The organism is Bradyrhizobium jicamae (assembly GCF_001440395.1).
In the GTDB taxonomy this organism is placed as follows: domain Bacteria; phylum Pseudomonadota; class Alphaproteobacteria; order Rhizobiales; family Xanthobacteraceae; genus Bradyrhizobium; species Bradyrhizobium jicamae.
The window spans coordinates 49685-75684 of the sequence record NZ_LLXZ01000205.1 but is presented as its reverse complement, the minus strand read 5'-3'; the positions used below and the strand labels follow the sequence as shown (position 1 = coordinate 75684).

The 26000-nt window shown below is 63.5% G+C and carries 35 protein-coding genes and 1 pseudogene; 21 read left to right on the top strand and 15 right to left on the bottom strand.

From position 1 onward, the window contains the following. Positions 1 to 9 precede the first annotated feature (9 nt). Complete coding sequence (locus CQ12_RS35655) at positions 10 to 696, bottom strand: DUF2161 domain-containing phosphodiesterase (protein ID WP_057839941.1); 687 nt, start codon at positions 694 to 696, stop codon at positions 10 to 12. 196 nt (positions 697 to 892) lie between these two features. Here CQ12_RS35655 and CQ12_RS35650 point away from each other — a divergent pair, with 196 nt between their 5' ends. Next, a complete protein-coding gene (locus CQ12_RS35650; RefSeq protein ID WP_063799872.1) occupies positions 893 to 1606 on the top strand; it encodes a GrlR family regulatory protein in 714 nt (237 codons plus the stop codon). Here the strand turns inward: CQ12_RS35650 and CQ12_RS35645 are convergent. Then, positions 1603 to 2283 (bottom strand): SDR family oxidoreductase, encoded by a 681-nt coding sequence (locus CQ12_RS35645; RefSeq protein ID WP_057839939.1) that lies wholly within the window; start codon positions 2281 to 2283, stop codon positions 1603 to 1605. The genes CQ12_RS35650 and CQ12_RS35645 overlap by 4 nt on opposite strands. Positions 2284 to 2412: 129 nt before the next feature. Between CQ12_RS35645 and CQ12_RS35640 the strand changes: the two genes are divergently transcribed. The 3 genes from CQ12_RS35640 to CQ12_RS35630 all read left to right on the top strand — a co-directional run bounded on the left by CQ12_RS35640 (position 2413) and on the right by CQ12_RS35630 (position 4208). Further along, a complete protein-coding gene (locus CQ12_RS35640) occupies positions 2413 to 3135 on the top strand; it encodes an SGNH/GDSL hydrolase family protein (RefSeq protein ID WP_057839938.1) in 723 nt (240 codons plus the stop codon). A 107-nt stretch (positions 3136 to 3242) separates the two neighbouring features. Further along, entirely contained in the window at positions 3243 to 3443 is a 201-nt protein-coding gene (locus CQ12_RS35635; RefSeq protein WP_057839937.1) for a hypothetical protein, read from the top strand. Between the two features lie 72 nt (positions 3444 to 3515). Further along, the gene (locus CQ12_RS35630) at positions 3516 to 4208 is read left to right on the top strand and encodes a hypothetical protein (protein ID WP_057839936.1); all 693 of its coding nucleotides are present in this window, start codon (positions 3516 to 3518) and stop codon (positions 4206 to 4208) included. 343 nt (positions 4209 to 4551) lie between these two features. Here CQ12_RS35630 and CQ12_RS35625 read toward each other — a convergent pair whose 3' ends face one another. After that, positions 4552 to 5298, bottom strand: a complete 747-nt coding sequence (locus CQ12_RS35625) for a tyrosine-protein phosphatase (protein WP_057839935.1) — start codon at positions 5296 to 5298, stop codon at positions 4552 to 4554. 91 nt (positions 5299 to 5389) lie between these two features. Between CQ12_RS35625 and CQ12_RS35620 the strand changes: the two genes are divergently transcribed. Continuing rightward, positions 5390 to 5701 carry an MliC family protein gene (locus tag CQ12_RS35620; protein ID WP_057839934.1) on the top strand — a complete coding sequence of 104 codons (312 nt, stop codon included), beginning with the start codon at positions 5390 to 5392 and terminating at the stop codon, positions 5699 to 5701. Between the two features lie 93 nt (positions 5702 to 5794). On the opposite strand, the gene CQ12_RS35615 is transcribed toward CQ12_RS35620, so the two are convergent. Beyond that, the gene (locus tag CQ12_RS35615; protein ID WP_057839933.1) at positions 5795 to 6001 is read right to left on the bottom strand and encodes a DUF2735 domain-containing protein; all 207 of its coding nucleotides are present in this window, start codon (positions 5999 to 6001) and stop codon (positions 5795 to 5797) included. A 568-nt stretch (positions 6002 to 6569) separates the two neighbouring features. Here CQ12_RS35615 and CQ12_RS35610 point away from each other — a divergent pair. The 3 genes from CQ12_RS35610 (at position 6570) to CQ12_RS35600 (ending at position 9195) form a co-directional block, all read left to right on the top strand. Next, positions 6570 to 7607 carry a glutamine synthetase beta-grasp domain-containing protein gene (locus CQ12_RS35610; RefSeq protein WP_057839932.1) on the top strand — a complete coding sequence of 346 codons (1038 nt, stop codon included), beginning with the start codon at positions 6570 to 6572 and terminating at the stop codon, positions 7605 to 7607. Positions 7608 to 7797: 190 nt separating this feature from the next. Then, positions 7798 to 8502, top strand: a complete 705-nt coding sequence (locus CQ12_RS35605) for a GrlR family regulatory protein (RefSeq protein WP_057839931.1) — start codon at positions 7798 to 7800, stop codon at positions 8500 to 8502. A 6-nt stretch (positions 8503 to 8508) separates the two neighbouring features. Next, positions 8509 to 9195 (top strand): substrate-binding domain-containing protein, encoded by a 687-nt coding sequence (locus tag CQ12_RS35600; protein ID WP_057839930.1) that lies wholly within the window; start codon positions 8509 to 8511, stop codon positions 9193 to 9195. A gap of 117 nt (positions 9196 to 9312) precedes the next feature. On the opposite strand, the gene CQ12_RS35595 is transcribed toward CQ12_RS35600, so the two are convergent. After that, on the bottom strand, positions 9313 to 9753 hold the full coding sequence (locus CQ12_RS35595; RefSeq protein ID WP_057839929.1) for a DMT family transporter: 441 nt from the start codon (positions 9751 to 9753) through the stop codon (positions 9313 to 9315). Positions 9754 to 9891: 138 nt separating this feature from the next. Between CQ12_RS35595 and CQ12_RS44540 the strand changes: the two genes are divergently transcribed. The 4 genes from CQ12_RS44540 to CQ12_RS35580 all read left to right on the top strand — a co-directional run bounded on the left by CQ12_RS44540 (position 9892) and on the right by CQ12_RS35580 (position 12237). Next, positions 9892 to 10041 carry a hypothetical protein gene (locus tag CQ12_RS44540; protein WP_141686549.1) on the top strand — a complete coding sequence of 50 codons (150 nt, stop codon included), beginning with the start codon at positions 9892 to 9894 and terminating at the stop codon, positions 10039 to 10041. Positions 10042 to 10124: 83 nt separating this feature from the next. Then, complete coding sequence (locus tag CQ12_RS35590) at positions 10125 to 10829, top strand: GrlR family regulatory protein (protein ID WP_057839928.1); 705 nt, start codon at positions 10125 to 10127, stop codon at positions 10827 to 10829. A gap of 158 nt (positions 10830 to 10987) precedes the next feature. Then, positions 10988 to 11863 carry a S1C family serine protease gene (locus CQ12_RS35585; protein WP_057839927.1) on the top strand — a complete coding sequence of 292 codons (876 nt, stop codon included), beginning with the start codon at positions 10988 to 10990 and terminating at the stop codon, positions 11861 to 11863. Next, positions 11860 to 12237 carry a response regulator transcription factor gene (locus CQ12_RS35580; protein ID WP_057839926.1) on the top strand — a complete coding sequence of 126 codons (378 nt, stop codon included), beginning with the start codon at positions 11860 to 11862 and terminating at the stop codon, positions 12235 to 12237. The genes CQ12_RS35585 and CQ12_RS35580 overlap by 4 nt, the downstream gene beginning before the upstream one ends. Positions 12238 to 12254: 17 nt before the next feature. Here the strand turns inward: CQ12_RS35580 and CQ12_RS47000 are convergent, their stop codons facing one another. Beyond that, entirely contained in the window at positions 12255 to 12761 is a 507-nt protein-coding gene (locus CQ12_RS47000) for a hypothetical protein (protein WP_245310301.1), read from the bottom strand. A gap of 16 nt (positions 12762 to 12777) precedes the next feature. Further along, a complete protein-coding gene (locus CQ12_RS35565; RefSeq protein ID WP_057839925.1) occupies positions 12778 to 12960 on the bottom strand; it encodes a hypothetical protein in 183 nt (60 codons plus the stop codon). A gap of 169 nt (positions 12961 to 13129) precedes the next feature. Between CQ12_RS35565 and CQ12_RS35560 the strand changes: the two genes are divergently transcribed. Continuing rightward, entirely contained in the window at positions 13130 to 14752 is a 1623-nt protein-coding gene (locus tag CQ12_RS35560; protein ID WP_057839924.1) for an ABC-F family ATP-binding cassette domain-containing protein, read from the top strand. Between the two features lie 111 nt (positions 14753 to 14863). Here the strand turns inward: CQ12_RS35560 and CQ12_RS35555 are convergent, their stop codons facing one another. Continuing rightward, positions 14864 to 15838, bottom strand: coding sequence for a glycerophosphodiester phosphodiesterase family protein (locus CQ12_RS35555; RefSeq protein WP_057839923.1), 975 nt, complete (start codon positions 15836 to 15838; stop codon positions 14864 to 14866). Positions 15839 to 16000: 162 nt separating this feature from the next. Between CQ12_RS35555 and CQ12_RS35550 the strand changes: the two genes are divergently transcribed. Beyond that, the gene (locus CQ12_RS35550) at positions 16001 to 16876 is read left to right on the top strand and encodes an MBL fold metallo-hydrolase (protein WP_057839922.1); all 876 of its coding nucleotides are present in this window, start codon (positions 16001 to 16003) and stop codon (positions 16874 to 16876) included. 123 nt (positions 16877 to 16999) lie between these two features. Here the strand turns inward: CQ12_RS35550 and CQ12_RS35545 are convergent, their stop codons facing one another. After that, positions 17000 to 17668 (bottom strand): DapH/DapD/GlmU-related protein, encoded by a 669-nt coding sequence (locus CQ12_RS35545; protein WP_057839921.1) that lies wholly within the window; start codon positions 17666 to 17668, stop codon positions 17000 to 17002. Positions 17669 to 17772: 104 nt separating this feature from the next. Continuing rightward, positions 17773 to 19857 carry a methyl-accepting chemotaxis protein gene (locus CQ12_RS35540; protein WP_057839920.1) on the bottom strand — a complete coding sequence of 695 codons (2085 nt, stop codon included), beginning with the start codon at positions 19855 to 19857 and terminating at the stop codon, positions 17773 to 17775. A gap of 160 nt (positions 19858 to 20017) precedes the next feature. Between CQ12_RS35540 and CQ12_RS35535 the strand changes: the two genes are divergently transcribed. Then, on the top strand, positions 20018 to 20767 hold the full coding sequence (locus CQ12_RS35535) for an SDR family oxidoreductase (protein WP_057839919.1): 750 nt from the start codon (positions 20018 to 20020) through the stop codon (positions 20765 to 20767). Between the two features lie 127 nt (positions 20768 to 20894). Here the strand turns inward: CQ12_RS35535 and CQ12_RS35530 are convergent, their stop codons facing one another. Further along, positions 20895 to 21149: a hypothetical protein gene (locus tag CQ12_RS35530; RefSeq protein ID WP_057839918.1), complete on the bottom strand. Its 255-nt coding sequence runs from the start codon at positions 21147 to 21149 to the stop codon at positions 20895 to 20897. Positions 21150 to 21360: 211 nt separating this feature from the next. Between CQ12_RS35530 and CQ12_RS35525 the strand changes: the two genes are divergently transcribed. Next, positions 21361 to 21600, top strand: a complete 240-nt coding sequence (locus CQ12_RS35525; protein WP_157088682.1) for a hypothetical protein — start codon at positions 21361 to 21363, stop codon at positions 21598 to 21600. Between the two features lie 20 nt (positions 21601 to 21620). On the opposite strand, the gene CQ12_RS35520 is transcribed toward CQ12_RS35525, so the two are convergent. Continuing rightward, complete coding sequence (locus CQ12_RS35520) at positions 21621 to 22055, bottom strand: hypothetical protein (protein ID WP_057839916.1); 435 nt, start codon at positions 22053 to 22055, stop codon at positions 21621 to 21623. Between the two features lie 195 nt (positions 22056 to 22250). Between CQ12_RS35520 and CQ12_RS44530 the strand changes: the two genes are divergently transcribed. From CQ12_RS44530 to CQ12_RS35505, 4 genes are all read left to right on the top strand, one after another. Further along, entirely contained in the window at positions 22251 to 22445 is a 195-nt protein-coding gene (locus tag CQ12_RS44530; RefSeq protein WP_157088681.1) for a hypothetical protein, read from the top strand. 56 nt (positions 22446 to 22501) lie between these two features. After that, on the top strand, positions 22502 to 22702 hold the full coding sequence (locus CQ12_RS35515) for a hypothetical protein (protein ID WP_057839915.1): 201 nt from the start codon (positions 22502 to 22504) through the stop codon (positions 22700 to 22702). 36 nt (positions 22703 to 22738) lie between these two features. After that, entirely contained in the window at positions 22739 to 23698 is a 960-nt protein-coding gene (locus CQ12_RS35510; RefSeq protein WP_157088690.1) for an aliphatic sulfonate ABC transporter substrate-binding protein, read from the top strand. A gap of 138 nt (positions 23699 to 23836) precedes the next feature. Continuing rightward, positions 23837 to 24625, top strand: a complete 789-nt coding sequence (locus tag CQ12_RS35505; protein WP_057839914.1) for an SDR family NAD(P)-dependent oxidoreductase — start codon at positions 23837 to 23839, stop codon at positions 24623 to 24625. A 97-nt stretch (positions 24626 to 24722) separates the two neighbouring features. Here CQ12_RS35505 and CQ12_RS45400 read toward each other — a convergent pair whose 3' ends face one another. After that, positions 24723 to 24872 carry a hypothetical protein gene (locus CQ12_RS45400; protein WP_198164341.1) on the bottom strand — a complete coding sequence of 50 codons (150 nt, stop codon included), beginning with the start codon at positions 24870 to 24872 and terminating at the stop codon, positions 24723 to 24725. Between the two features lie 9 nt (positions 24873 to 24881). Then, complete coding sequence (locus CQ12_RS35500) at positions 24882 to 25115, bottom strand: DUF6894 family protein (protein ID WP_057839913.1); 234 nt, start codon at positions 25113 to 25115, stop codon at positions 24882 to 24884. A gap of 238 nt (positions 25116 to 25353) precedes the next feature. On the opposite strand from CQ12_RS35500, the gene CQ12_RS35495 reads away from it, so the two are divergent. Beyond that, positions 25354 to 25539, top strand: coding sequence for a hypothetical protein (locus tag CQ12_RS35495; protein ID WP_057840049.1), 186 nt, complete (start codon positions 25354 to 25356; stop codon positions 25537 to 25539). A 44-nt stretch (positions 25540 to 25583) separates the two neighbouring features. Here the strand turns inward: CQ12_RS35495 and CQ12_RS45395 are convergent. After that, positions 25584 to 26000 (bottom strand): annotated as a pseudogene (locus CQ12_RS45395) (hypothetical protein); the annotation flags it as partial.

The window sequence follows — 26000 nt, the reverse complement described above, 5'->3', positions numbered from 1 at the left end:
CTCATGCCGTCAGGGCGCGGAATTGCCGGCCGCGGTCAGGTCCAGCGGCTGTTGCGGCCAGCGTTTCAGCGCGGCATGGCCCGCATCGGTCAGCACATAGATGCCGCGCTCGGCGCGATCGAACCAGCCATAGACATTATGCAGCAGGATTTTGCCGGCATCAGGAATCTGAGCGCGCAGGTCCCGGACGCGCTGCGGACCGCTCGATAGCGCCGAGGCGCAGGCCAGCGCCTGCTGCCGGTAGGCGGTCATGATCGGCGCGCGCGTCGAACCGCCGAGGACGGGATCGCCCTTGCGCTTCCGATGCTCCGCGATCAGCCGCGAGCGCTTTTTGGGGTCGCGGCGAGGCGCCGACGTCGGCGGCTTCACGATCACCTCGACATCGCCGGTACTGGTGACGGCGAGCATGCCGAAACCAAGCCGGCGGCAGAGATTGCGATAGCGCGCGTCGCTTTCCCGGCCCTTGCCGCGGGCGGACAGTTTGGCCGCGAGCCAGACCTCGTCGGCGGCGCCGGCGCGATCCACCGCCTGCAGGATCAGTTCCAGATTGAAGGAAAGCTTCAGTTCACCGATCACCACGATCGGCGGGTCGTCGCCGCTCAGCGCGACCAGGTCGCAGCCGCCGACCTCGCCCTTGACGGTAAAGCCGAGCTTTTCGAGGAAGCGTTTGACGGGAAGGTATAGCGCGGTTTCCAAAATCTGCTCCGGCGGCGGGTTTGGCCGCGACTCAATGTCCGGACTCTAGCCGAATTCCGGCAAAGCGTTTGATCGGGCTGTACCGCAGCGGCTATTCTGGCTCCCGGGGGACAAGGCCATACGGCAATTGATGGAACCTGCGAATCGAGTGTTCGCGGGGCAAAAAACATTTGCCGGACACGAAGCGAGCAGGGGCGTGCTGAAAGGACTGTATAAATTCCGTTTCACGACGGAGCGCGGGGAAGGTTCGGGCGTGATGTTCGCGACCGCGGGCGGCAGGCTCTATGGCGGCGATTCCGGCTCTTCCTTTGTCGGCAGCTTCACCGAGGCCGATGGCATCGTCTCCTGCGAGGTGACGATGTCGCGCCACTATTACGATCCCAAATATGTGCCGATGTTCGAAGTCGAACATGCCGTGATGAACTTCACGGGCGTAGCCCGCGGCGAGGAAATTCATTTCGAGGGCGGCAGCGCGGCCTTGCCCGGCGTTCATTTCACGACCGTTCTGACTCCCATCGATGTTACCGACGCGCCGCCGCCTGGTGAGGTCGGCCCTGACGGGATCGGCAATGGACTATATTCGATCCACATCCGCATGCTTGACGGCATCGACGCCGGCAACACCGGTGTCATGATGCTGCGTGACGGTCGCATCCGCGGCGGTGACGCGTTCTTCGACTATATCGGGGCCTATTCGGCGGCGAACGGCAAATGGAAGGGCGAGCTCGTCAACCGCGAGCACACGCCGTCCATGAGCGAGCGGCCGATATTCGGCGGCCATGAAGTCGGCATCGGCTTTTCCGGCACTTACGACGCCAATGGCGCGGAAGGCGAAGCCACCGCGCTCGCCGGCAAGCGCAGCATCCGCTTCAAGGCGGTGCTGCGGAAACTGGTGGAGGTGGAGGGCTAGACCCTCCCGTTCACCGGCAGCAGCGCCCCAGTCACCGCGCTTGCAGCGTCGCTGGCGAGGAACAGGATCACCTCGGCCAATTCTTTCGGCGTTACCCATTTGGCGAAATCGGCCTTGGGCATGCTGGCGCGGTTGGCTGCGGTGTCGATGATCGACGGCAGCACGGCGTTGACCGTGATGTTGCCTTTCAGTTCGGCGGCGAGCGCCTCGGTGAGCCGGTGCACGCCGGCCTTGGAGGCGGCGTAGGCACCCATGCCGCTGCCTGCCTGCAGTGCGCCCATCGCGCCGACATTGACGATGCGCCCGGCGCCCGATGCGACGAGATGCGGGATCGCCGCGCGCGATGCGTTCAGCGCGGTCATGACGTTGAGCGCATGCATCCGCTGCCACGTCCTGGGATCGCCATCAGCCACCGTCTCGAAGGCGAAGCCGCCGGCGATGTTGATCAGTGCGTCGAGCTTGCCGAAATGCCTGGCCGCGGCGTCGATGGCTTTTCTGGCTTGCGCCGCGTCGGTGAGATCGACACCGCCCAGCTCGAACAGATCTGCGGTAGCTGGAGCTTGCGTCGGCGCGTGATCGACGCTCGCAATCCTGGCGCCGCGCGCCAGTGCCTCGTCGGCGACGACGCTGCCGAGCGCGCCGAGAGCCCCCGTCACCACAATGACTTTTCCGTCCATGATGACCTCCGTACGCGGGGGAAACGGCAAGCGCACACTAGCGCCTGCATATTTTCATTTGCAATGCGGCGATTTTGTCGGCGAGATACCCCTGCAACGTGAGATGGTATCACACAGCGGAGGTTTCAAATGGTTGACAATTTCGCCGTCGCCGATCTCCCTGACGAAGTCATCGGGTTCAAATACCCGCTTCCGAATCTGGCGCGAAGCCTGAAGCAGCGAAACACCAAAATCGTTGCCTTTGGTTCCTCGTCGACGGCGGGGACGCGCCAGGTCGTGCCCTTTCCGGCCTACCTTGAGTTGATGCTGAGAAACGAGTTCGGCACCGAGATGACCAGCGCGTTCGGCAAACGGATGATCAACGTGATCAACCGGGGAGTCGGCGGCGAGGAAGCGTCGACCCAACTGCCACGCATGCAATCCGATGTAATCGGCGAGGCGCCGGCGCTTGTGATCTGGCAGGTCGGCACCAACGCTGTCTTTCGCAACACGGTGCCGGAATTCGCATTCGAGAAAGTCTTCGCCGCCATTGTGGAGGGGCTGCATCGCCTGTCCAAACTCCCTATCGATGTCATCCTGATGGACTCGCAATACGCGACCGCCGTGGTGACGCCCGAGAAGAAGCCGCTCTCCGAGGCGATGGTGAAGCGCATATCCGAGTTGGCTGAGGTAGCCGGGGTCGATGTGTTCCGTCGCTACGCTCTGATGGAGCGGTGGCACATCGCGATGCGGGAATTGGTCGATCCGGCCGATGACCTCGCACTACACATGAGCGACTGGGCAACACGGAACGTCACAGACGCGCTGTTCAATCAAATCAAGAGGATGGTGAACGCCGCCGACGCCACGTAAGACTACGGAATGGGACGAAATCGATAAAATTTGCCGGAGTTCTGTAAGCCGTTTGCAGACTCCATTCGCTACAAGCGGGTTCCAACAAGAAGGCAGGGGGATTTGTCATGGGTTTGCCGGATCACGGTTTACCGCTTGTTCAGCTTAAGGAGCAGCGGCGCGACCTGGTGGTAGCGCTGCAAAATCGCAGCGGTCCGGTCTCGAGCTGGGAATTGATGCAGATCGCGGCGATCCAGCAGGCGATCTCGGCGTTCGAGGACGTCATCGCCGATCTCGACGCCGAAATGGAAATGGAAGCGGCGGCCTGAGCCGATAGGCGCGGCCTTCCGCAACTGCCACGGACCGCTTTACGGCCCGTGTGCAGGGAGTAAGGTCGCGGTATGCGTCGCGCTCTGGTCTTTCCACTCGTTCTCCTCGCGTTGCATGTGCAGCAGGCGACGGCCGCGCATGCCCAGGCCTGCGTCGCCGATCAGCATGGTGGTCTCGTCTGCGGCGAGGGCAAGGCGGCGATGCGTGTCGTCGCCGATACCATGTCGCCCTCGAAGGATTACGCGTTCGCCTGGCGCACCCCGCAGGGCCTGCCGTCAGGCAGCGATAGTCCCGAAAACATCGAAAACGTGCTGATCCGCGTCAGCGACGGCGCGATGCTCGCCAAGCTTGGCGGCGAGTATTGGGCGACCGACGCGATGCGGGCGAACCGCTACGAGTTGATCGCCGCCTGGTCGCCGGACAGCCGATCCGTCATCGAGGTCGCGAACAGCCGTTGGGAAAGCGATTCCTTTGCCTATTACCGGATTGATGGCGCGACGGCGGCCAAACTCGATCTGCGTGCGCTGGTCGAGCCCGTCATCGCAGCAAGGCTGCCGCCGCGAAACCGCAAGGGCAATGCCTTCCGCGTGCGGACGGATCAGCCGGTGACGCTCGATGCGCGCGGCCGCCTGCGCTTTACCGCGATGCTCTATGTGCCCAAGAGCGAAACCAGCAACGACTACAAGGTGCTGGTCAACATCCGCACGAGCGGCGGCAAGCCGACCGCGCAGGTCGTGTCGGTGCGGCGGGCGAAGGCGGATTAGGGTTGTGGTTTCTAGCGTTGTAGCTGATCCTCTTCGCGACACCAGATGACCAGTAAGGCGCTGGCTGTTGAACGTGCGCGTCATGATGGTTGGCAGCGCGTCGTTGCGAATGCCGCAGGCATTTTCGCATCTTGCGCCGCCTGAGTGTGAGGGTTAGCCCGTCTGAGGTATTCAGCCGCTCGCCAGGGCACTGTATTCTGCCTGAAGGCTTGCGGGAGCAGCGGAGCGGTATCGCGAGTTCAGGATTGTCGGGTTGGCGGAAGTACCCAGCCTGCGATCCGAGAGAGGAGCCCCGGCGTGCGCAGCGTCGGGGCTCTCTTTCTGTGTTGTCAGCCTTGCAGATTCAGCCTTGCAGATAACGCGCTTCGAGATGGGCGCGTTCGGCTTTGCCGAGACCGAGGCCATCGCGGAGATAGGTCTCGAGATTACCGTAATCGGCGTCGATGGCCTCGAAGGCGGCGGCGAGGAACGAGGCTTGCACCGAGCCGAGCACCTGCCTGATGTCGTCAGGCAGGTCGGTGCTGTGATTTGGATCCCGTCGATAGAAGCGGTTGGTCAGCAGATAGTCTTCCGAAATGATGTCCTCGGAAACGCCGAGCGTATGCAGGATCAGCGCGCAGGCAAAGCCGGTGCGGTCCTTGCCGGCGGTGCAATGGATCACCAGCGGCGCACGGTCTTCCAGCAAATGTGCAAACAGCGCCCGGTAGTGCCGCGTGTTCTTCTGCACGTAGCTGCGGTAGGAGTCGCGCATCACCTCAACGGCGTGATCGGTCGACAGCGGTGTGCCGGCGGCCACGATCGCGCGCAGCGCCGCGACCACCGTCGGCTCGACCGGCAGCGAGTGGACGGTGATTTCAGGCATGCCGCACAGGGCGGCGGAGCGCTCCTCGGTCCCGCGAAAGTCGAACGCGCTGCGGACGCCGAGCTCCCGCACGACGGAGACATCGCCATCGGTGAGATGGCCGAGATGGTTGGAGCGAAAAATCTGCCGCCAGCGCACGGTCCGGCCGTCGCTGGCGGGATAGCCGCCGAGGTCGCGGAAATTGCTGGCGCCGGAAAGGTTGAGATGGCGGGCAGGGGAATCTGACATCAATGCATCAGGGTTCGAACGGAGAATATGGGACGGATCAGGTGTCGTTCAGGGCCGTCTCGTCTATACTGAACTCTCACGGGGGCGAAACATGAATCGGCGGAACATCACGATTTTTGGCGCGGCGCTGGGCCTCGCTGCGGTTGCGGCATCGCCGGCTACGGCGCAGTCCAGCTTCCGGAACTATCGTTGCGCCGACGGATCGCAATTCATGGTCGGATTTTTCCAGTACGACAAGCGCGCCCATCTGCAACTGGACGGCAAGGCGCTGACGCTGCCGAAACGTTGGGCCCTGTCGGGCTCGCGTTACCAGGCGAAGGGTGTGACCTTACGGGTCACCAAGGCCGGAGTTACGACGCTCAAGCACGCCAAACGGAAGACCACGACATGCGAGCAGACATGAAAAAGGGCCGAAACGCTTTCGTTCCGACCCTTTTCTAGTTCTCCGTCCGCGCCTCGTTTGCCGGGCGCGTCCCTGCCAAACACCTCCCAGGCATCAGTGATCCCGCTCGTTGCTGGCGTCCTGGATCGCCGCGGCGTGGTACCAGCTATCGCAGCAGTCAGCGAGGTTGACCGGCTGGGCAGCGGCAAACTCGGTCGCAGCTTTGGTCTCGCCATAGCTACGTCCCCCGAGAGCCGTCCGGCCCCCGGCTGGGAATTGGTAGATCTTGGCGGTCCCCTGATTCAAACCCGTAGTCATCATTGCAAGTCTCCTTCTGTCGACGCGCTAGCCTCCATGGTGCGCTCGACTCGTTCTTGAGTGGTTACGTAGTCGATATTGTCGGTGCTCCGGGCGGGTGCAAGTGACCAATAGAACGGCAGGTTTTGTCTATTTCGTAGGCAGTTTCGGCGCTGCTTCCTGCGAGGCAGTCGTGGTGTGATCAACGCGCGGGCCGGCGGGATGGTTGCTCGGGTCGGCCGACGGCCCGCGCGCGGACTTCAAAACGGTGCCGCACCTTTAAGCGTTTGGCGGTCGGCAAGCGGAAATGCCGGAGAAATGGGCTGGATTCGGGCTGCGGACCGCGGCCTGAACCGCGTGAATTGCAGGCCTGCCGCGCTCCTATGTCGCAGCTCTTATTTTAGGCCGCCACCGGCAAGCCCTGTGGATGACCGTTGCCGCACTGCAGCGATTGGCACGTTCCATGCTTAGTAAGACGTGGCCTACGTGGCCGGGTACACGTATGCGAAAGACCTCCGGGGGCTGGGCGTCACACCTCAGATTTCAAGCGTCGGTCTTCCGCATTTCACAGAAGCAACTCAAGAGAGGCTCAATGACCAAGTACAAGCTCGAGTATATTTGGCTCGACGGCTATACGCCGACGCCGAGTTTGCGCGGCAAAACGCAGATCAAGGAATTCGACAAGTTCCCGACGCTGGAACAGCTTCCGCTGTGGGGTTTTGACGGTTCGTCCACCATGCAGGCCGAAGGCCACAGTTCCGATTGCGTGCTGAAGCCGGTCGCTGTCTATCCGGATGCCGCGCGTGAAAACGGCGCGCTGGTGATGTGCGAAGTCATGATGCCCGATGGCAAGACCCCGCACGCCTCGAACAAGCGCGCGACCATTCTCGACGATGAAGGCGCCTGGTTCGGCTTCGAGCAGGAATATTTCTTCTACAAGGACGGCCGTCCGCTCGGCTTCCCGTCGGATGGCTATCCGGCGCCGCAGGGCCCGTACTACACCGGCGTCGGCTACAAGAACGTCGGCGACGTCGCCCGCAAGATCGTGGAAGAGCACCTCAACCTCTGCCTCGCCGCCGGCATCAACCACGAAGGCATCAACGCCGAAGTGGCAAAGGGCCAGTGGGAATTCCAGATCTTCGGCAAAGGCTCCAAGACCGCTGCCGACCAGATGTGGATCGCGCGCTACCTGATGCTGCGCCTCACCGAATCCTACGGCATCGACATCGAATTCCACTGCAAGCCGCTCGGCGATACCGACTGGAACGGCTCGGGCATGCACGCCAACTTCTCGACCAAGTACATGCGCGAAGTCGGCGGCAAGGAATACTTCGAGAAGCTGATGGGTGCGTTCGAGAAGAACCTCATGGACCACATTGCCGTCTACGGGCCTGATAACGACAAGCGCCTGACCGGCAAGCACGAGACCGCGCCCTGGAACAAGTTCAGCTACGGCGTGGCTGACCGCGGCGCCTCGATCCGCGTTCCGCACTCCTTCGTCAACAACGGATACAAGGGCTATCTGGAAGACCGCCGCCCGAACTCCCAGGGCGACCCATACCAGATCGCTTCGCAGATCCTGAAGACCATCGCGGAAGTCCCGACCGGCGCCAAGGCGGCCGCAGCCTAAGGACTTAACGATACGTCCCGGGACACCGGGGGGCAAAAGCTGATCCGCCAAGGCGATCGCCTTGGTGGATCTTTGCGTTTTTATGACCCGGTGTCCTGGCGGGGCTGAATTAAATCCGGCCGCTCAAGACCGTTCCCCTGGGTTGTGAACCGCGCTAGAGACAGGCCATGAGTTTGCCGGGGACACGGCATTGTTTGAGGGATTTTACAAGGTCAGGTTTCAGCTTGGCGCTTCGGTCGGCCGCAGCGTGATGTATGCGCGCGACGGCAAGATGCTGGGCGGCAATTCGGCCTTTGCCCATATCGGCACCTACGAAAAGCAGGACGATGGCGTCGACGTCGTGATCCAGACGGTGCGCCACAACCCGGACCCGAACTATCGCGCGATGGCCGGTACCGACGACGCCACCCTGCTGGCCAAGGGCAGGGCGGACGGAAACCTCTACCGCTTTGAAGGGGGCTTGAAGGAACTGCCAGGCGTGGCGTTCCAGTCGGTGATGACGCCGATTGAGCAGGACGCCATTCCAATCGCCGGCGGTGTCGGCGCGGGAGGCATCGTCAACGGTCTCTATTCCATCCACGTGCGCCTGCTTGACGGCATCGAAGGCGGTCTCACCGGCGTGATGCTGCTCAACGAGGGCCGTATCCTCGGCGGCGATGCGTCCTTCTACTATGTCGGCACCTACACGTCGGAGAACGGACGCTGGAAGGGCCAGATCCTCAATCAGGAGCATACACCATCCATGGGCGAGAACCCGATCTTCGGCGGCCATGAAGTCGGCATCGGCTTTTCCGGATCCTGCGACGCGGAAGGCGCGCTGCTGGAGGCAACCGCGCTCGCCGGCAAGCGCAGCCTTCGCATGACCGCGGTGCTGAAGCTGATGCGGCGGGTGTAGCGGCCGATGAGCGATGCCATCCGCGTGCTCTCGACGCTGGCGTTGAAGGGCGCCGTCCACGGCCTGGCCGGCCAGTATCAGGCGGCCGGCGGCGCGCGCATCGATGCCGATTTCGCGCCCACCTTGGCGCTGCTGGAGCGCTTGCGCGCGGGCGAAGCCGCCGACGTCGTGATCTTGACCCGCGAGGGGCTGGACGAGGTCGCCCGCGAGGGACGGGTGGCCGCGGATAGCTGCGTGGACCTGGCCCGCTCATGGGTCGGCATCGCCGTGAAGGCAGGGGCGGCCCATCCCGATATCGGAAGCGAGGCTGCGCTGCGCGCGGCGTTGCTCGGCGCGCGCTCGGTGGCCTATTCGCGGCTTGGCGCCAGTGGCATCCTGTTCGCCAAGCTGATCGATCGGCTCGGCATTGCCGCCGACATCAACGCCCGCGCCGTCATCATCCCGCAAGGCTTCACCGCCGAGCGGCTCGTAACCGGCGAGGCCGATCTCGCGGTCCAGCAGATCAGCGAGTTGAAGCAGGTCGGCGGCATCGAGGTGGTGGGGCCCATTCCGCGCGACCTGCAGACGCCTGCGGTGTTTTCGGCGGGCCGAATGGCGGCATCGCAGCAAGCGGGCGAGGCGGATCGGCTGCTGCGCTATCTCGCGTCATCCGATGTCGCTCCGCTGCTGCGCGAGAGCGGGCTCGATCCTTGAATTTGGCGGCCCTTCGAAGCAACCCCGCCGATCCAGACAAGCCGGCCGATGCGAACGGCGTGTCCGATATTGCGGCCTCCGACATCGCCACGGCCATCAAGTTTGCAGCGCTGACACTTATTCCCGGATCAGCACGACGCCGGCGATCAACAGCACCGCGCCGGCGAGCCGCGCGGCGCCGATGGGGTGCGGCGTCAATCCGAACGCGCCGAAATGATCGAGCGTCATGGCGGCGAGTACCTGGCCGGCAATGACAAGCGCAAACAGCGTCGCCGCGCCGAGCGAGGGCAGCAGCAGGATCGCCAGCAGGATGAAGGCGCCGCCGAATACGCCGCCGATCCACGCATACCAGGGCACGTCGGCCATTGTTTTCCAGGACGGCACGCGCTCGCCGAGCGCGATCACCGCGACGATCATGGTGAGGAGGCCGCCGGCATAGCTCACCAATCCCGCCCATGCGGGTGAATCCAGCGCGGTGCGCAGGCTGCCATTCAGTATCTGCTGCGTGACCACGCTGACGCCGGCGCCAAGCGCGAGGAGATAGAAGAAATATTGCACGTGATCCCCCGTTCATTCCGTGCCGGCGGAGCGATCCGGCATTGCAAGCCGAAGACAACGCGAATAGCCGGATCGGAACAAGAGGGGCGGCGGCGCGATTATGACAAGGACGGGGCTCGCCTATAAGCGGAGCTGGCCATGATCCGAAAGCTGCAGTCAGGCGAATACCGGCTCTATTCCCGCAAAATCAATCCGAAAACGGGCAAGCGGCGTAACCTTGGAACCTTCAAATCGCGCGCGGCGGCCGAAAAGCACGAACGGGCCGTACAATATTTCAAGCGGCACTGAACCTGCGTTAATTCGCGGCTGGCACCTCGCCTGCGGCGGTGCTAAGCCCCCGCCAGACATTTTCGATATCAGGACATTTTCCGTTGCTGAACGGGCTTTACAAGGTTGAGTACGGCGTGAACGACGCGTTCGGCCGCAGCATCATGTGCATGCACAATGGCAAGATGCTGGGCGGTAATTCCGCCTTTGCCCATCTCGGCACCTATCAGGAAACCGGCGGGGAGATTGTCGGCGAGGTCATCACCCAGCGCCATAATGACGATCCCTACTACAAGCCCTTGATGGACACCGACGTCGCCGCCATCAGCGTGCGGGGCAGGCTGAACGACAACAAGATTCGCTTCGAGGGCAGCGCCGCACCGCGGCCGGGCGCCTTGTTCTGGGCCGACCTGACGCGGCTCGACGACGAGGCGCTGCCGCCGGTCGGCACCGTCGGGCCGGGCGGTATTACCAACGGCCTCTATTCCCTGCAGCTCCGCGCGCTCGACGGGATCGAGGCTAGTCTGTCAGGCGTGATGCTGCTGCTGGACGGCCGTATCCTCGGCGGCGACGCATTCTTCTATTACCTCGGCTCTTACGCTTCGGCCGACGGCCGCTGGAAGGGCGAGATTCTCAACCAGGAGCACACGCCGGCGAAGGGCGAGAATCCCGTATTCGGCGGCCATGAGGTGGGAATCGGCTTTGCCGGCACCTGCGACGATGCCGGAGCCGAACTCGAAGCCATTGCATTGGCCGGCAAGCGCAGCCTGCGGCTGGCCGCGACGCTGAAACTGATGCGGCCGGCCTAGATCCGCTCGTAGAAAATTTCTGGACAGTCGATTTGCCATCGGCGCTTGAGAGCCGTGGCGCGGGAACATTCAGCAATCGTTGCTGCCTCCCCATGAGGCTAGTTCCTTAACGCGATCCGAACTCCCAGATTGAAGCGACGATCCAGGAGTTCTTCGCCATGACTGACCCAACCGCACCAATCCTTCCCGCGATATCCTCAGCCCTTGCCGACATGGTCGCCCGGACAAAATCCGCGATCGTCTCGGTGCATTCCCATCGCTCGCGAGCCTCCGGCTTTATCTGGAAGCCCGGCTTGATCGTGACGGCCGATGAGCCCCTGGCCGATGAAGGCGACGTCTCGATCAGGTTTTCCGACGGGTCGGAACGGCCTGCGAGCATCGCTGGACGCGACCATACGACCGACATTGCCGTGCTGCGCGTCGATATCGGGAACAGCGCGCCGGTCGCGCTTTCATCCATCGTCCCGGATCTCGGTTCGCTAGCGGTCGTCGTCGCGGCCGAGCAGGGCGTTACGACGGCGGCGCTTGGCATGGTCTCGCTGGTTGGCAGCCGCTGGCGCAGCATGCGGGGTGGGGAGATCGACGCAAGGATCGAACTGGACGTGCGACTGCGGCGTCGTCATGAGGGTGGCTTGGTCCTTAATGCCTCCGGCGAAGCTGTCGGCATGGTCGTTCAGGGCGTGCGACGAGTGCTTGTAATTCCGAGTGCCACCATTGACCGAATTGCCGCGAGGCTTGAAACCCATGGCCGGATCGCACGCGGCTATCTCGGCGTTGGTTTGCAGCCCGTCGAACTCGACGACGGGCTCGGCGCGATGGTGATGAGTGTCGACAGGGCAGGTCCTGCGGCTGCCGCCGGCATTCGGCAGGGCGACATCATCGTCGGGTGGAACAATGAAAAGCTCGGGGGCGTCCGATCGCTGCTACGATCCCTTGGTCCCGACAGCATCGGCTCGGTCGTCGACGTCGCGATCAGACGTGCCGGCGAGCCGGTTCAGGTCAGCCTCAGGATCGGCGAAAGGGCAGATCCATGAACGGCGCAGCGTCGCCGATGATCGTGGTCGCGATCGAGATCGCAGATGCGGCGACGGCGGACCGGCTCGCATCGCTGCTCAGCGGCGTAGCCGGCATTCGCCTGGCGCTAGCTGGAGAAGAAGCGACGGTCGCGCTCGTGTCACGCGACCGCGCGGCCGTCATTGAGCCGGCCGAGGTCGATCTGACGCCGCGCGAACGCGATGTGCTCCTGCTGCTGGCGGAGGGCGCATCGAACAAGGCCGTTGCGCGACGGCTCGGAATATCCGTTCACACCGCCAAATTCCATGTCGGTTCGCTGCTGGAGAAGCTCGACGCCACCGGCCGTACCGACGCGGTCACGCACGCGGCGCGGCTCGGCGTGATCAACCTGTGACCTGACGTGTCGCTATTCTATCCCTGTGGCTTCTGAGGCTTGTGGCCGGATTGCCCGGGATGATTGTGCTTGTTGTGCTGGCTTTCCTGGTTGAGGCCGCCGCGGCTCACCGCAAATTCGGACTGACGGCCCTCACGCTTGGCGATGTTTGCGCCGCCCTCGCGTTGCGTCCGCGCGATGTCATCCTCGACCTGTCTGGCATCGGGCACGTCAGGCTTCCTTTCCAGCATGCGCAGTTGCTGCTCATGCGTCTTCTTGCCCTGAAGTGTCGTTTTCCGTGGGCCGCAATCCCGTTCGTTCTGCGGCGGCCCGCGCCGCCGGTCGCGAACCTCTGCCTTGTCGATGCCGCCCTGAGCATTGGTGTCGTTCTCGATGTCGCCCTCAAAGGTATTGGCACCTTCGAACTCCTCCAGCTCATCCGGCGTGACCTGCGCCATCGCGGCGCCCTTCGAACCGCCGATCAGCGGATTGCGATGCAGGTCGGCGTCGGTCGGCTTGCTCAGTTTCACGTGCTTGGGGCTCATATGCGCTCCTCCCTCGCTAGCGATCCTGCCGGTGGCCCTGATGGGTGGTGTTCTGGGCGGTGTTGCCCTGCTGGCCCTGCTGCTCCGGATTTTCGGTACGACCTCGGTCCTTCGCGGCCTGATGGGCATTGCCGGACTTGGGGTCGCCGGTACCCTTGTGGCTTTGATTGTCCTGCGGGACAGGCGGAGACTTGGTCATTGCGGGCTCCCGTTGTTGGTTCGCTTGTGCTGCGGGGTCAACGCGCGGCGAACCGCAAGGGTTTCTGGCCGATTTTTCGGGAACTGCATCGCCGGAGTCTTACGGAACTTGAAGGTGCGGCTGCGATGTCCTAAGCAGCGGCCGCAGCGATTTCCCCCTTCAGGCCCCAATGATCCGTCTCGATAACGTCAGCAAGCAAGTCGGCCACCAGATTCTCTTCATCGAAGCCTCCGCAGCCCTCCAGAAGGGCGAGAAGATCGGTCTCGTCGGCCCGAACGGGGCCGGCAAGACCACGCTTTTCCGGATGATTTCGGGCCAGGAACTGCCGGACGAAGGCCAGGTCTCCCTCGATCGCGGCATTACCATCGGCTATTTCAGCCAGGATGTCGGCGAGATGTCAGGCCGCAGTGCAGTTGCTGAAGTCATGGACGGCGCCGGCCCTGTCAGCGTCGTGGCAGCCGAGTTGAGGGAACTCGAGGCTGCGATGGCGGATCCGGATCGCGCCGACGAGATGGAAGATATCATCGCCCGCTACGGCGAGGTGCAGCACCGCTTCGAGGAGCTCGACGGCTACGCCCTCGACGGCCGGGCGCGCGAGGCGCTGTCGGGTCTGGGTTTTAGCCAGGAGATGATGGAAGGCGACGTCGGCGCGCTGTCGGGCGGCTGGAAGATGCGGGTAGCGCTGGCGCGCATTCTCCTGATGCGGCCCGACGTGATGCTGCTGGACGAGCCGAGCAACCATCTCGACCTCGAAAGCCTGATCTGGCTGGAGCAGTTTCTTAAAGGGTATGAAGGCGCGCTATTGATGACCTCGCATGATCGCGAGTTCATCAACCGCATCATCAACAAGGTCGTCGAGATCGATGGTGGCACGCTCTCGACCTATTCCGGCAATTACGAATTCTACGAACAGCAGCGCGCGCTGAACGAGAAGCAGCAGCAGGCCCAGTTCGAGCGCCAGCAGGCGATGCTGGCCAAGGAGATCAAGTTCATCGAACGCTTCAAGGCGCGCGCCTCGCACGCGGCGCAGGTGCAGAGTCGGGTGAAAAAGCTCGACAAGATCGAGCGCGTCGAGCCGCCGAAGCGGCGGCAGACGGTGGCGTTCGAATTCATGCCGGCGCCGCGCTCGGGCGAGGATGTCGTCAGCCTGAAGAACGTTCACAAGGGTTATGGCAGCCGCAGCATCTATCAGGGGCTCGATTTCATGATCCGCCGCAAGGAGCGGTGGTGCGTGATGGGCATCAACGGCGCCGGCAAGTCGACGCTCTTGAAGCTCGTGGCGGGCTCGGCCGAGCCCGACGACGGCACGGTGGCGATCGGCGGCAGCGTCAAGATGGGCTATTTCGCCCAGCACGCCATGGATCTGCTCGACGGCGAGCGCACGGTGTTCGAGTGGCTGGAAGATTCCTTTCCGCAAGCCGGACAAGGCTCGCTGCGCGCGCTGGCGGGCTGCTTCGGCTTCTCCGGCGACGATGTCGAGAAGAAGTGCCGCGTGCTCTCCGGCGGCGAGAAGGCGCGGCTGGTGATGGCGAAAATGCTCTACGACCCGCCGAACTTTCTGGTGCTGGACGAGCCGACCAACCACCTCGACCTCGCGACCAAGGAGATGCTGATCGGCGCGCTCTCCGAGTTCGAGGGCACCATGCTGTTCGTCTCGCACGACCGGCATTTTCTGGCGGCGCTCTCCAACCGCGTGCTGGAGCTGACGCCCGACGGCATCCACCAATATGGCGGCGGTTACACCGAATATGTCGCGCGCACAGGGCAGGAAGCGCCGGGATTGCGGAGTTAATGCCGTAGCCCGGATGGAGCGAAGCGCAATCCGGGAACGGTTTAGCCAGCGGCGAGAACCCCGGATTTCGCTTCGCTCCATCCGGGCTACGAACTTCATCCGGGCTAGAGGCTATCTGCGAACGAGCGGCGCAATCACCTCGATCTCGTTTGTCCAGATGCCGCCGGAAAAATTTTGCGGCAGGCGTGCAAACTGCTCTGATGTATCGATGCCACTGGAAAATCCGCCCCCGCGATAGGAGCCGAGCACGAAGACTTCGCTGTTGGCCACTTTCATCCGGTTGATAAAGCGGTCCGGCCAGCCCCACATCCACGGCGCGACGTTGATCGGCACCATGACCATCGCATTGCTGCATGCTTTCGGCAGCAGGCCGGTCCAGCCGTAGCCGATATAGCCAAGCAGGCAGCTCTTGATGGACGCACGTGAGATTGTCCGAATCTCCGGCAGGCGCTTGCGCACGGCTTCGACCGGCTCGTCGCCACCATAGACCATGATCTGCGTGCGGCGCTCGGCGGGCAGCTTGGCCAGCGCGGCCGCCAGTTTCTCCCCCTCGGACGCATCGCGGCTCTTGACGTTGATCAATAGCCGCGCTTGCGGGAAGGTTGTCAGCACTTCGGTGAGCGTCGGCATCTGGCCGATGCCCTTGCCGCGGAAGGGAAAGGTCTTGCCGCCATCGGCGGTATAGCCATGAGCGATATCGAGCTTCTTCAGATAGGCCATGGAGTGCTCGCGCGTGACGCCGTGCCCGTCGGTGCGACAATCCAGCGTCCAGTCGTGAAACACCGCAAACTCGCCGTCTGTCGTCGGGTGAACATCGAGCTCGACGATATCGGCGCCGGCTGCAAAGCTCGCCCGCATCGAGCTGATTGTATTCTCCTGATACTCGTGCGTCGGTGGCAACATCCGGGCTGCCGTGCAAGTGTCGTTCTTCAGGTCACGCTCGTCGAAGCGTTGCGCCATGCCGCGATGGGCGAGCAGGACGGATTTGCCGCCATGGTGCTCGGCGAGAAGATTGGTGTTGTTGAGGTAGATCGCGCCCGCGATAATTGCGATAGCCGTCGCGGCATATTTGAGCTTCTTGTTCAAGGCTTGCCCCCGCGTGAGAGGGGCATTCGCTAGGCAGCCTTTCTGTTCGATTTGCGGCGGGAAGCAGCAAATGCCTTAACGTGTGGGTGCTGCAACCGGCGCGCAGCTTGTCCGCGCTGAACTCGCCCGTTAGGCTGTTTCAAAACGGGGAGCGAAGCCGGGATGAAGCAACTCAGGATCGGGGACGTCACCATTGATGCGGTGATCGAGCGCGAGGGGCCGTGGCGGCGGCCGCAGGATTTCTTTCCGGCTTATGATGAAGCGGTCTTCAGGCATCACCTCGCCGGCATGGAGCCCGAGGTGTTCGACGCCGCGCTGGGGCTGATGGTCATCACCTACCAGACCTTCGTGGTCCGCACGCCGAGTTACACCATTCTGGTCGATACCTGCACCGGCGAGGACAAGGGTCATCCACCGCCTTTCGATTTTCCGGGCAAGGAGCGCTGGCGCAACGAGCTGTTCGCGCTCGGCATTGCCTACGAGCAGGTGGATTACGTGTTCTGCACCCATCTGCACATCGACCACACCGGTTGGAATACCACGCTGCGCGACGGGCGCTGGGTGCCGACCTTTCCCAATGCCAAGTACATATTTCACAAGAGAGAATATGCGGCGTGGGAGGCGGAGCATGCCAGGGGCGCCAACCCGCCCGGAACGGTCTTCCGAGACAACTGCCTGCCGATCGTCGAGGCCGGGCAGGCCGTCCTGGTTGACGACGATTACGCCCTCGACGATACCATCACGCTGACGCCGACGCCGGGGCATTCGCCCTGTCACTGCTGCGTCAACATCTTCTCACGGGGCAAGCGCGCGGTGGTGGCCGGCGATCTCATGCATCACGTGATCCAGTGCCGCGAGCCGGAATGGTCGGCCAAGCCCGACTGGGATCCGAAACAATCGGCGATCTCGCGGCGCAAGTTCTTCGCCTCCGTCGCCGGCACCGACACGCTGATCCTGCCGATCCATTTTCCGGCGCCGACCGTCGGCCTGATCACTGCGGACGGCAACCGCTTCGACTATCGATTCAAAAGGGACTGATTTATGGGAATGCAACGGATGGATTTCGAGACGCGCACGATGTCCGAGCGCATGATGCCCCCGCGACAGCTTTCCCGCCAATGCGGTGCGGTCTGACCGTGAAGCCAACAGCGATTTCGTCCGCTATGTCAGGTTCGCCGACTGAGGCGGGCTGGGCTTAACCTTATCCCAGCGGGCGCAGAATGCCTCGACGTCGCCGGACTGAAACTCCGGCAAGCGGTCCCAGATGGTTTCCGGAGGCCAATTCCACCACCCGATCCGCGAGAGTTGCGCGGCGATGTTCCGATTGAAGCGTTCCCCGATCTGCCGCGCCGGTACGCCGCCGACGATGGTGTATGGCGCCACATCGCGGGTGACCACGGCGCCAGCCGCGAGTACGGCGCCATCGCCGACGTTGACCCCGGGCATCACGATGACGGCATGACCGATCCAGACATCGTTGCCGATCACGACGCGATCGTCACGCCGCTGCTTGAAGAAGGTGTGATCGCGCTGCGCGGTTGCGGTGTAATATTCAGGGCAATAGGTGAAACGATGCTGTGACGGCCGGTCGAGCGGATGGTTCGGGGCGCCGATCCGAACCTGTGCCGCGATCGCGCAAAACCGGCCAATCTGTGCATCGGCGACCATGCAGCCCGGACCGAGATAGGAGTAGTCGCCGAGCGCGGTGTACTCGATTGCTGTGTCGCCCAGAATCTCGCAGCAACGGCCGACCGTCGTCTCGCGCAATTTGACGGTAGGCTCGATGACCGTCTCGGCGAGCTTCGGGCGTGAGGGGGCAGCCTGATGCATATCGGTCGTCCTTCATCGGGCGACCCGCTGCCGCCTTGCGGCGTCCCTTATCACGGCAGGACGCCGATCGCGAACAGATCAATGTGACAGCTCGGCCGCCGGAGCTATGCCGCACGCACCTCGGAGAGGAAGCGGTTGACCTGGCCGGCGAGATCCTTGGACTGCGAGGACAGTTGCTCGGCTGCGCCCAGCACCTGATTGGCGGCGGCGCCGGTGTCGTCGGCGGCCTTCTGCACGCCGGTGATGTTGGAGTTGACCTCCTGGGTGCCGCGCGCGGCTTCCTGCACGCTGCGCGATATTTCCTTGGTCGCGGAGCCCTGTTCCTCGATCGCCGCTGCGATGGCGGTGCCGATCTGGTCGATTTCGGCGATCACGTAGGCGACGTTCTGTATCGCCGTTACGGTCTGGTCGCTCGCCGTCTGGATCGAGGCGATCTGTTCAGAGATTTCGGTGGTCGCCTTTGCGGTCTGGCCGGCCAGCGATTTGACTTCGGAGGCAACGACGGCAAAGCCGCGGCCGGCGTCGCCGGCGCGCGCGGCTTCGATGGTCGCGTTCAGCGCGAGCAGGTTGGTCTGCGCGGCGATGCTCTGGATCAGCGTCACGACGTCGCCGATCTTCTGCGCGCCCTCGGCAAGCGAGCGGGCGGTCTCGCCGGTGCGGCGGGCGTTCTCGACCGCGCGGGAGGCGATTTCGGTCGATTGCGCGACCTGCCGGCCGATCTCGGAGATCGAGGAGGTCAGTTCTTCGGTGGCGCTGGCAACCGTCTGCACGTTGGTGGAGGTCTGTTCGGACGCGGCGGCGACGATCGCCGCCTGGCGGTTGGTGGCGGTGGCGGTCGACGACATCGACTGCGCGGTGTCCTCCATGACGGACGATGCCGCCGAAAGCCCGCCGACCAGCTCGGTGACCTTGGCTTCGAACGCGCGGGTGAGTTCGTCGAGCACCTGGGCGCGGCGCATCTTGCCGTCGCTCTCGGCAGCCTTCTCGGCAGCAAGGCGTTCGGCCTGGATCATGTTATCCTTGAAGACGCCGACCGCCGCAGCCATCGCGCCGATCTCGTCGGAACGCCCGGCGCCGGCGATGTCACCGGATACGTCGCCGCTGGCCAGCCGCGACATCGTGGAAGTGAGGTCGACGATCGGGCCGCAGACGCGGCGGCGAACCATCGCGATCAGCGCAGCGCTCGCAACACTAACCGCAATGAGGCCGGCGAGCGCGATCAGGAAGCTGAAGCGCGCGGCGGAATAGGCATTACCCAGAACATATTCGGCGTTGTCGTAGAATGCGTTGCGGACTTCGACGACAGCGCCGAGGCCCTTCTGGGATTCGTTGTAGAAGAAGTCGACATCGTGCTGGTATTTGCCGGAAGCTGCGCCTTCCTTGACGAGCTTCAGTTCGTTGCCGAAACGGCCGACATAGGCGTCGTTCATCTTTTCCAGCGCTGCGGCCACATTGGGCGGCGTCGCCGGATTGCCGCGCAGTTCCTGCAGCGACATCAGGATCTGGTCGGCGCGCCCTTGAGAGCGCGAATATTCCATCTTTTCAGCCTCGGTGGCGGCGCGATTGGCGCCGACGAGGTTCTTGTGGATGCTGGCGTTGTAGCCGCCGACGTCGCGCAGGTTCCAGGCGATGTTGGCATAGACGGCCTGGCGATAGGCATCGCCGTCGAGCTGCGCCATGCGGCGCACCTGCTCGTCGAGCAGCTTGGTCACCGCGGCGTTGAACACGGCGTTGTCGGCGACGATCTTTCTGGCGGCATCCTTGCGCGCTTCGGCCGGACCGTCGATCGCCTTGTCGATGGCAGCGCGGAGCGCGTTGAACTTCACGTTCAGTTCGTCGATCCCGCTGCCGATCGCGGCGGCATCGTCGAGCCCGCCCGACAGGTTCTTGCGGACCGCGTTCATCTTGTCGCGGGCGCCGTCGGTGTTCTTGCGAAGTTTTTCGTTAAGTTCCTTCCGAACCGCCGGATCGACCGCGGGCGGGCCGTACAGGATGTTGGTTGAGAAGCCGCGCTCGGAGTTCATGTAGCGCGGGATGTCGCCGACCGCGCGCACCACCTCGAGCCGGCTCTGCGCAAGCGAGACCTTGTCCATGGTCTGATACTTCGAAACCGCCACATAGACGGCGAGCCCGCCGCCGACGGCGGAGAGCGAGACGATGGCAGCGGTGAGGAGGGTACCGATTTTCATGGGATTTCAGGCCATTTGCGCGGGTCTGGGAGTGCGGACCACCAGTATAAGTGGTGCTAATTAATCCAGAGTTACGGCCGGGCGTGTCACATCAGTGCCTTCCATTTCGTCTTGATTTAACGGGGGTTTCTGCGGTTCTCAGGAGAGAGGAGCAAGCAACATGAAGATCGTTATCATCGGTGGTACCGGCCTGATCGGTTCGAAACTGGCTCCGTTGCTGCGTTCGCGCGGCCATGAGGTCTTGCAGGCAGCGCCGAGCAAGGGCGTCAACGCCGTGACCGGGGAGGGCCTGCAGGCGGCGCTGGCGGGCGCCGACGTCGTCGTCGACGTGTCGAATTCGCCCTCGTTCGAGGACAAGGCGGTGCTGCACTTCTTCGAGACGGGAACGCGCAACCTGATCGCGGCGGCGAAGCAGGCCGGCGTGCGGCACGTCGTGGCGTTATCGATCGTCGGCACCGACCGGCTCGAGGGTAGCGGCTATTTCCGCGCCAAGCTGGCGCAGGAGCGCCTGATCGAAAATGCCGGCCTGGCCTATACGATCCTGCGCGCCACCCAGTTTCACGATTTCGTCGGCGCGATTGCGGATTCAGGCCGCAAGGACGGCGCGGTCCATGTCTCCAGCCAGTTGATGCAGCCGTTGTTGTCCGATGAGGTCGCGCTGGCGCTGGCCGATGTGACGGTTGGCGATCCTGTCGGCGGCATCCGCGAGGTCGCAGGTCCCGAAGCGGCGCCGATGGCGGATTTCGTCGGCCGCTGGCTGCGCAAGCAGGGCGATACCAGCAAGGTCGTCGCAGGCGCCGACGTACCGTATTTCGGCGCACCGCTCGCGTTGCGCACGCTGGTGCCGGACAACGGCGCGCGGATCATGCCGACGCGCTTCGACGATTGGCTGGCTCAGCGAAGTCCGTAAGTAGTAGGGTGGGCAAAGCGAAGCGTGCCCACCGCCAAGGCGTATGCTCGTTGAAAGATGGTGGGCACGGCGGAAGAGTGCCTCTGCCCACCCTACGCACCGGTGGACAAGGAGATGTAACGTCCACTCACTGCGCTTCGTCGGTTGCATCCTTTGCAGCGGCGCGCGGCTGGGCCGAGGCCTTGGAACCCATCGCATGACACGGCAGTTGCGTCCATGTGCCGTCGGCTTCCTGCTGATAGGCATGGCAGGCGGCGGAAGCGGGGGCTTCGCTCGTCTTCGCCGTGTGGGAATTGGTGTTTGAGTTCCTGGCGAGCGTCGGCGCCGCCAAAGTGAGGAGCGCAGCCGCCGAACCCAAGAAGATCGCTTGCCCTAGCCGCATGACAAATTCTCCTTTCTCGAAAACGATGTGTTCTTACTAAAAGATATTGTGGAGATATTTGGGAATGCCGATGGACGTAGCGGCGCTTGCTTAACAATTGGCAAATGCACGGGAGCCGACGCGCGCGCAGCGCAGGACGAATTCTGTTCTCGCGCAGGAACCAGTTTCTCCGGCTGCGCGTTGGCCCGGCATCATGCCGAAGGCACGGCCCATGCGTCCGGAAAAGTCACTGTTCAACGCGCTGCTCACCCATTTCCTGATGGGCGTGGCGCTTGGACTGTCGATGGTCCTGTTGCTCAGCCTCATCGATGCCTTCCATGTCAGAGACCTCGTTGCCAAGAGCACCGCGCCGGTTCAGACGACCGTTATGCTGGTCACGACCTACGCCCTGATGTTCGGCATCGGTTCGGCGCTGACAGGCTTGGTGCTGACGCTCGAAGAAGAGGGCTGAAGGTCGGACGGCCTGCCTGATCAGCGGCGCAGGCGGGCGATCGCGCCGGCGACGATCTGCATGGTGACGCCGACGATCCACCCGGCCATGATCATCCCTATCCATCCCACATGCGGATCCTGGCGCAGCACGATGACGCCGACGCAGGCGAACGCCGAGAACGCCGCGAGGAAGGTGCCGACGGCGCTGAGCAGTTCCGGTCCGTCGATCTTGCCGACCCACACGCCGTCGACGCGCGGTGCGTTCACGGCGCTGATGGGAAGGGGCGGCGTATCGATGCCGAGGTAAAAGCCGATGGCGCCGCCGATCATCATCAGGAGCAGGAAGGCCTGGTTGGTGAGCGCAGCATGGCTCGTTCCGACCAATGCAGCCACAAACAATCCGCTCGCCGCGCCTGCCATCGCAAGCCCAAGGCGTTCCAGAACGTGGGCAACTTTTCGAACGCGGGTCTGCATGCCTGGCCTCCCGCTGATTGCCGGGACAGGTTAGGCCGATTTCACAACGGGCGGAAGCAACCTGACGGTGCAGGCGTGCGCCAAATTGAGACGCATGCCACAGCGTGTGCTCCCGAGCGGATCGGCAGGCACGATAACTTGCAACGTCCGAAAATGGTTTCATTCGTTTTGCGCGCGTTGCGGAGAAGGGCGCTGGTGTCGGGCGAGAAACATTGGATAGCCATTTCATTGACCAATCCGGCGAACGGCCGGATATTTGATGCTGCTTTTCGCCAATCGAGGTCACCGCATGAGATCGAATCCAAAGCCGGCCGTGGGCGATATGCGCAAGCGCATCACCCGCCGCTGCGTCTCGGCGGCGACCGGCGCCTGTTGCTGATCCGCACGTAACAAATCCCGCGATCACTCATTCGACAGGAGCGCCGATATTCGGCGAACGAACAGCCATGTCCAAAGCCTACATCATCGAAGTTCACGACCGCACCGCCGGGATCGTCGCCGGCGACGAGCGCGGCTTTACGTTTTTCTCCTCCGACCGTGCCTTCGATCGTCTCGACGGCCGCGATTTCAGCTCCGCCCGGGTGGCGGAGCACGCGGCCAGGGCGATGCTGGGGACCACGAAAACCCGCGCGCATTCGCTGCCGTGAACCGTCGGCTCGATCACATCAAAGGAAGAAAGCATGATCATCACCAGAAGAGGCATCATCGCCGGCGCAGTGATCGCCGCATCGCTTGCGGCGGCACCCGCGCAGGCGCAGTCAGCGGACAGGCCTGCCGAAATACGCATCGGCACGCAGAAGGGTGGATTCTTTCCGGCTGTGCGGCAGCGCCACACGGTCGAGGACGCCTTCAAGCCGCTCGGCATCGAGATCAAATGGATCGATTTCCAGTTCGGTCCGCCGCTGCTCGAGGCCATCAATGTCGGCGCGGTCGATTTCGGCTTCGTCGGCGACTCACCGCCGATCTTCGCGCAGGCGGGTGGCGCGCGGATACGATACGTGGCCGCGGTCAAATCTGATGGCAACACCCAGGCAATCATCGTTCCCAGGGACTCGCCGATCAAGACGGTCGCCGATCTCAAGGGCAAGCGCGTTGCCTTCGGCAAGGGATCGAGTGCGCATAACCTTCTGGTCGCGGCGCTGGAGAAGGCCGGGCTTTCCTATGGCGATATCACGCCGGCGCCGCTCGCGCCGGCCGATGCGACTGCGGCCTTCCTGAAAGGCTCGGTCGATGCGTGGTCGATCTGGGATCCCTATCTGGCACTGGCCGAGCTGAAGGAGAACGCGCGGGTCATCGCGTTCGACAAGGACGTGCACAAGCCCAACGCATTCTACATCGCCGGATCGGATTTCGTGAACAAGCATCCGGCGCTGGTCACGAAACTCAACGCGGTGCTTTCCTCGGAAGGACAGTGGGCGGAGCGGCATCCCGAAGAGGTCGCGAAGGCGCAAGCCGAAGCGACCGGCGTGGATATCGACGCCGTCAAACGTTTCGTCGCCCGCTCCAACTATCGCGTCGTCCCGGTCGATGACGACGTCGTCAGGAGCCAGCAGGCGATTGCGGATCGTTTCGCAAAGCTCGGGCTAATTCCGAAACCGGTCAACGTGTCAGATATCATCTGGAAATGGTCGCCGGGGTCCTGATCCCGAACGACGTCACTCCGGGGGGGCCGGACACGTGTGGGGCGGACATGGCGGGTCCGCCCCATTTTCGTTTGAACGTTGCGGAGGAGGGCGGGTTGCGCCAACCTTGGTGGTCCAACGCCATCGGGAGCGACCGCCATGAGCCTTTTCGAAAAGCCATTCGATCCCGCGCATGAGGCCGCGCTCGTCACCGGTGCAGGCAACGGCATCGGCCGCGCGATTGCGCAGGCGCTGGTGGGAGAGGGCGTGCGCACGGTGTTTGCCGATGTGAACCGGGACACGGTGACCGCGGCGATCAAGGCCTCGGCGCGGCCGGAACTGGCGATGCCGTGGGTTGGCGATCTTGCCGATCCCGCCGCGCGCGAGGCGCTGCTGGCGGAATCTGCCGCCGTACTCGGGGGCGTGACGCATTTCGTGCATAGCGCCTCGCCGCCGCGGCGCGAGAGCGACCATGCGCTCGGCGTTACCACTGATATCTGGGCGCAGATGCATGCGGTGAATCTTGAAGCCGGATTTCATCTCTGCCGCGAACTGGCGCGAAAGCTGATCGCCGACAAGGAGGGCGGCTCGTTCCTGCTGCTGACCTCGCTGCATGCCGGCACGCCGCGCAATCTGCCGCACTACTCGACGGCGAAGGCCGGGCTTTCGATGCTGGTGAAGGAACTGGCCAAGACGTTCGGCCGCTTTGGCATCCGCGTCAACGCGCTGGTGCCGGGCGCAATCGCGGCCGGCGGCTTCGTCGCCGATCCCGCGCTTGCCAGACACATTCCGCTCGGCCGGCTTGGTGAGGCCAACGACCTTGCGCCGCTGGCGTTGGCGGTGTTGTCGAACCGGATATCGGCCTACGTCACGGGCGCGGCGATCGTGATCGACGGCGGGCTATCGCTGACGAACTGGTTCGAGCCGCCGGAACTGGGGGAGTTGTAGCGATTGTAGGGTGGGCAAAGCGAAGCGTGCCCACCGTTACTTGCGATACTCTTGATGGTGGGCACGCTGCGCGTTGCCCACCCTACCGTTCTACGGGTTACGCGCTATGCTTCGCGTGCCATTTCGGGCCGGGGCCGCGCATGTAGTGCAGCTCGGGGCGGTAGCGGTTGTGGGCAAGGCCGAGCAGACCCCGCCAGCGGGTCACGATCTCGGTCAGGCGTCGGAGCAGCGGTTGCATGGCCAGCATGGCGACCTCTCAGTGCGGCCTGCCGAGCAGGGACGAAAACGGCAGGGCGAAGATTTCCTCGTCGAGATCGTCGCTGACATGCAGCGTCCAGTCGCGCCAGTCTTCCGGGTCCTGCAGCATGATCAGCGACTGGACGACGCGGGCGGCATGGGCGCGCACCTCGGCCAGATTTTCGACGGCGGCGCCGCGCTGGTCGAAGCATGCGCCCTCGGAATTGGAACAGTGGAAATAGACCCGCGCCATGTCCGCCTCCTGCGATTGCGATTCGCGCTGAAAATAGCAGGCGGAAGAGGGGCTTAATATTCGGGGAGATTGCGGACGGGATACTACGGGGAAACGCGACTCCAGGTGGAACCAATGCCTGAACTTGTCTCAAAATTATCCATTCTTCCGGCAGGAACGAGAGTTTCGGTTCAGCCGTTTTCATGGGGAAGCCGCGACGATTCGGAAGAACGCCGTGGCGGAACCCTGGGAGAGCGAAATGATCTCGGAAATGCAGATCCACACGATCGCGCGTCAGATGATGGAGAAGCATGGTCTCACCGCGATCGCGCAAGCCGCACACAATGCGCAGGCCTGCGAGAGCAAGGGCGACATCGAGGAAGCCAAGGAGTGGCGCCACATTGAAGACGCGATGAAGATGATGCGGGGGCCGCATCAGAGCTAGCGATGATCCCGGATGCGGTATGCCGCATCCGGGAAGCGCATCACTTACCGCAGTGGCATCGGCGGGCGCACCACCGGCTCGCCATCATCCGCGATGGTTTGCTGAGGCGGTAGCGGCGCGGCGGCCTGTACCGGCGGAGGCGGCCCTACAGGAGCGGCCGCCATCGGCGCAGGTGAATAGGACTGCGAATAGGGCGTGGTCGGCTTCGGCCTGCGCGGGGCGGGCGGAGGCGTGGCCGGCCGCACCGGAGGCGGCGTCAGCGCCGACACCCGGGGCCGCGGGCTCGGCTCGGCGGTCCTGGTCTCGGCGGCCTTTGCCTCGGCTGCCTTCGCAAGGTCGCGTGCCATCTGCGCCTGGCTTGCCTTGAGCTGCGCAATGGTGGCTTTGAGCTCCTCGACCTGCTGGCCCATCGCGGCGAGATCCTGCGCCATCGATTGCAACTGGGTCGTATCGGCTGCAGG

Coding starts and splice junctions, on each gene's coding strand:
- CQ12_RS47000 (WP_245310301.1), bottom strand. CDS start 12,761: ATGAGCCCCAAGCACGTGAAACTGAGCAAGCCGACCGACGCCGACCTG.
- CQ12_RS35530 (WP_057839918.1), bottom strand. CDS start 21,149: ATGCGGCTAGGGCAAGCGATCTTCTTGGGTTCGGCGGCTGCGCTCCTC.
- CQ12_RS35560 (WP_057839924.1), top strand. CDS start 13,130: ATGATCCGTCTCGATAACGTCAGCAAGCAAGTCGGCCACCAGATTCTC.
- CQ12_RS35620 (WP_057839934.1), top strand. CDS start 5,390: ATGAATCGGCGGAACATCACGATTTTTGGCGCGGCGCTGGGCCTCGCT.
- CQ12_RS35495 (WP_057840049.1), top strand. CDS start 25,354: ATGATCTCGGAAATGCAGATCCACACGATCGCGCGTCAGATGATGGAG.
- CQ12_RS35540 (WP_057839920.1), bottom strand. CDS start 19,857: ATGAAAATCGGTACCCTCCTCACCGCTGCCATCGTCTCGCTCTCCGCC.
- CQ12_RS35550 (WP_057839922.1), top strand. CDS start 16,001: ATGAAGCAACTCAGGATCGGGGACGTCACCATTGATGCGGTGATCGAG.
- CQ12_RS35535 (WP_057839919.1), top strand. CDS start 20,018: ATGAAGATCGTTATCATCGGTGGTACCGGCCTGATCGGTTCGAAACTG.
- CQ12_RS35635 (WP_057839937.1), top strand. CDS start 3,243: ATGGGTTTGCCGGATCACGGTTTACCGCTTGTTCAGCTTAAGGAGCAG.
- CQ12_RS35615 (WP_057839933.1), bottom strand. CDS start 6,001: ATGATGACTACGGGTTTGAATCAGGGGACCGCCAAGATCTACCAATTC.
- CQ12_RS35580 (WP_057839926.1), top strand. CDS start 11,860: ATGAACGGCGCAGCGTCGCCGATGATCGTGGTCGCGATCGAGATCGCA.
- CQ12_RS35640 (WP_057839938.1), top strand. CDS start 2,413: ATGGTTGACAATTTCGCCGTCGCCGATCTCCCTGACGAAGTCATCGGG.
- CQ12_RS35505 (WP_057839914.1), top strand. CDS start 23,837: ATGAGCCTTTTCGAAAAGCCATTCGATCCCGCGCATGAGGCCGCGCTC.
- CQ12_RS35625 (WP_057839935.1), bottom strand. CDS start 5,298: ATGTCAGATTCCCCTGCCCGCCATCTCAACCTTTCCGGCGCCAGCAAT.
- CQ12_RS44540 (WP_141686549.1), top strand. CDS start 9,892: ATGATCCGAAAGCTGCAGTCAGGCGAATACCGGCTCTATTCCCGCAAA.
- CQ12_RS35630 (WP_057839936.1), top strand. CDS start 3,516: ATGCGTCGCGCTCTGGTCTTTCCACTCGTTCTCCTCGCGTTGCATGTG.
- CQ12_RS35520 (WP_057839916.1), bottom strand. CDS start 22,055: ATGCAGACCCGCGTTCGAAAAGTTGCCCACGTTCTGGAACGCCTTGGG.
- CQ12_RS35500 (WP_057839913.1), bottom strand. CDS start 25,115: ATGGCGCGGGTCTATTTCCACTGTTCCAATTCCGAGGGCGCATGCTTC.
- CQ12_RS35610 (WP_057839932.1), top strand. CDS start 6,570: ATGACCAAGTACAAGCTCGAGTATATTTGGCTCGACGGCTATACGCCG.
- CQ12_RS35525 (WP_157088682.1), top strand. CDS start 21,361: ATGCGTCCGGAAAAGTCACTGTTCAACGCGCTGCTCACCCATTTCCTG.
- CQ12_RS45400 (WP_198164341.1), bottom strand. CDS start 24,872: ATGCTGGCCATGCAACCGCTGCTCCGACGCCTGACCGAGATCGTGACC.
- CQ12_RS35545 (WP_057839921.1), bottom strand. CDS start 17,668: ATGCATCAGGCTGCCCCCTCACGCCCGAAGCTCGCCGAGACGGTCATC.
- CQ12_RS35515 (WP_057839915.1), top strand. CDS start 22,502: ATGTCCAAAGCCTACATCATCGAAGTTCACGACCGCACCGCCGGGATC.
- CQ12_RS35565 (WP_057839925.1), bottom strand. CDS start 12,960: ATGACCAAGTCTCCGCCTGTCCCGCAGGACAATCAAAGCCACAAGGGT.
- CQ12_RS35600 (WP_057839930.1), top strand. CDS start 8,509: ATGAGCGATGCCATCCGCGTGCTCTCGACGCTGGCGTTGAAGGGCGCC.
- CQ12_RS35585 (WP_057839927.1), top strand. CDS start 10,988: ATGACTGACCCAACCGCACCAATCCTTCCCGCGATATCCTCAGCCCTT.
- CQ12_RS35645 (WP_057839939.1), bottom strand. CDS start 2,283: ATGGACGGAAAAGTCATTGTGGTGACGGGGGCTCTCGGCGCGCTCGGC.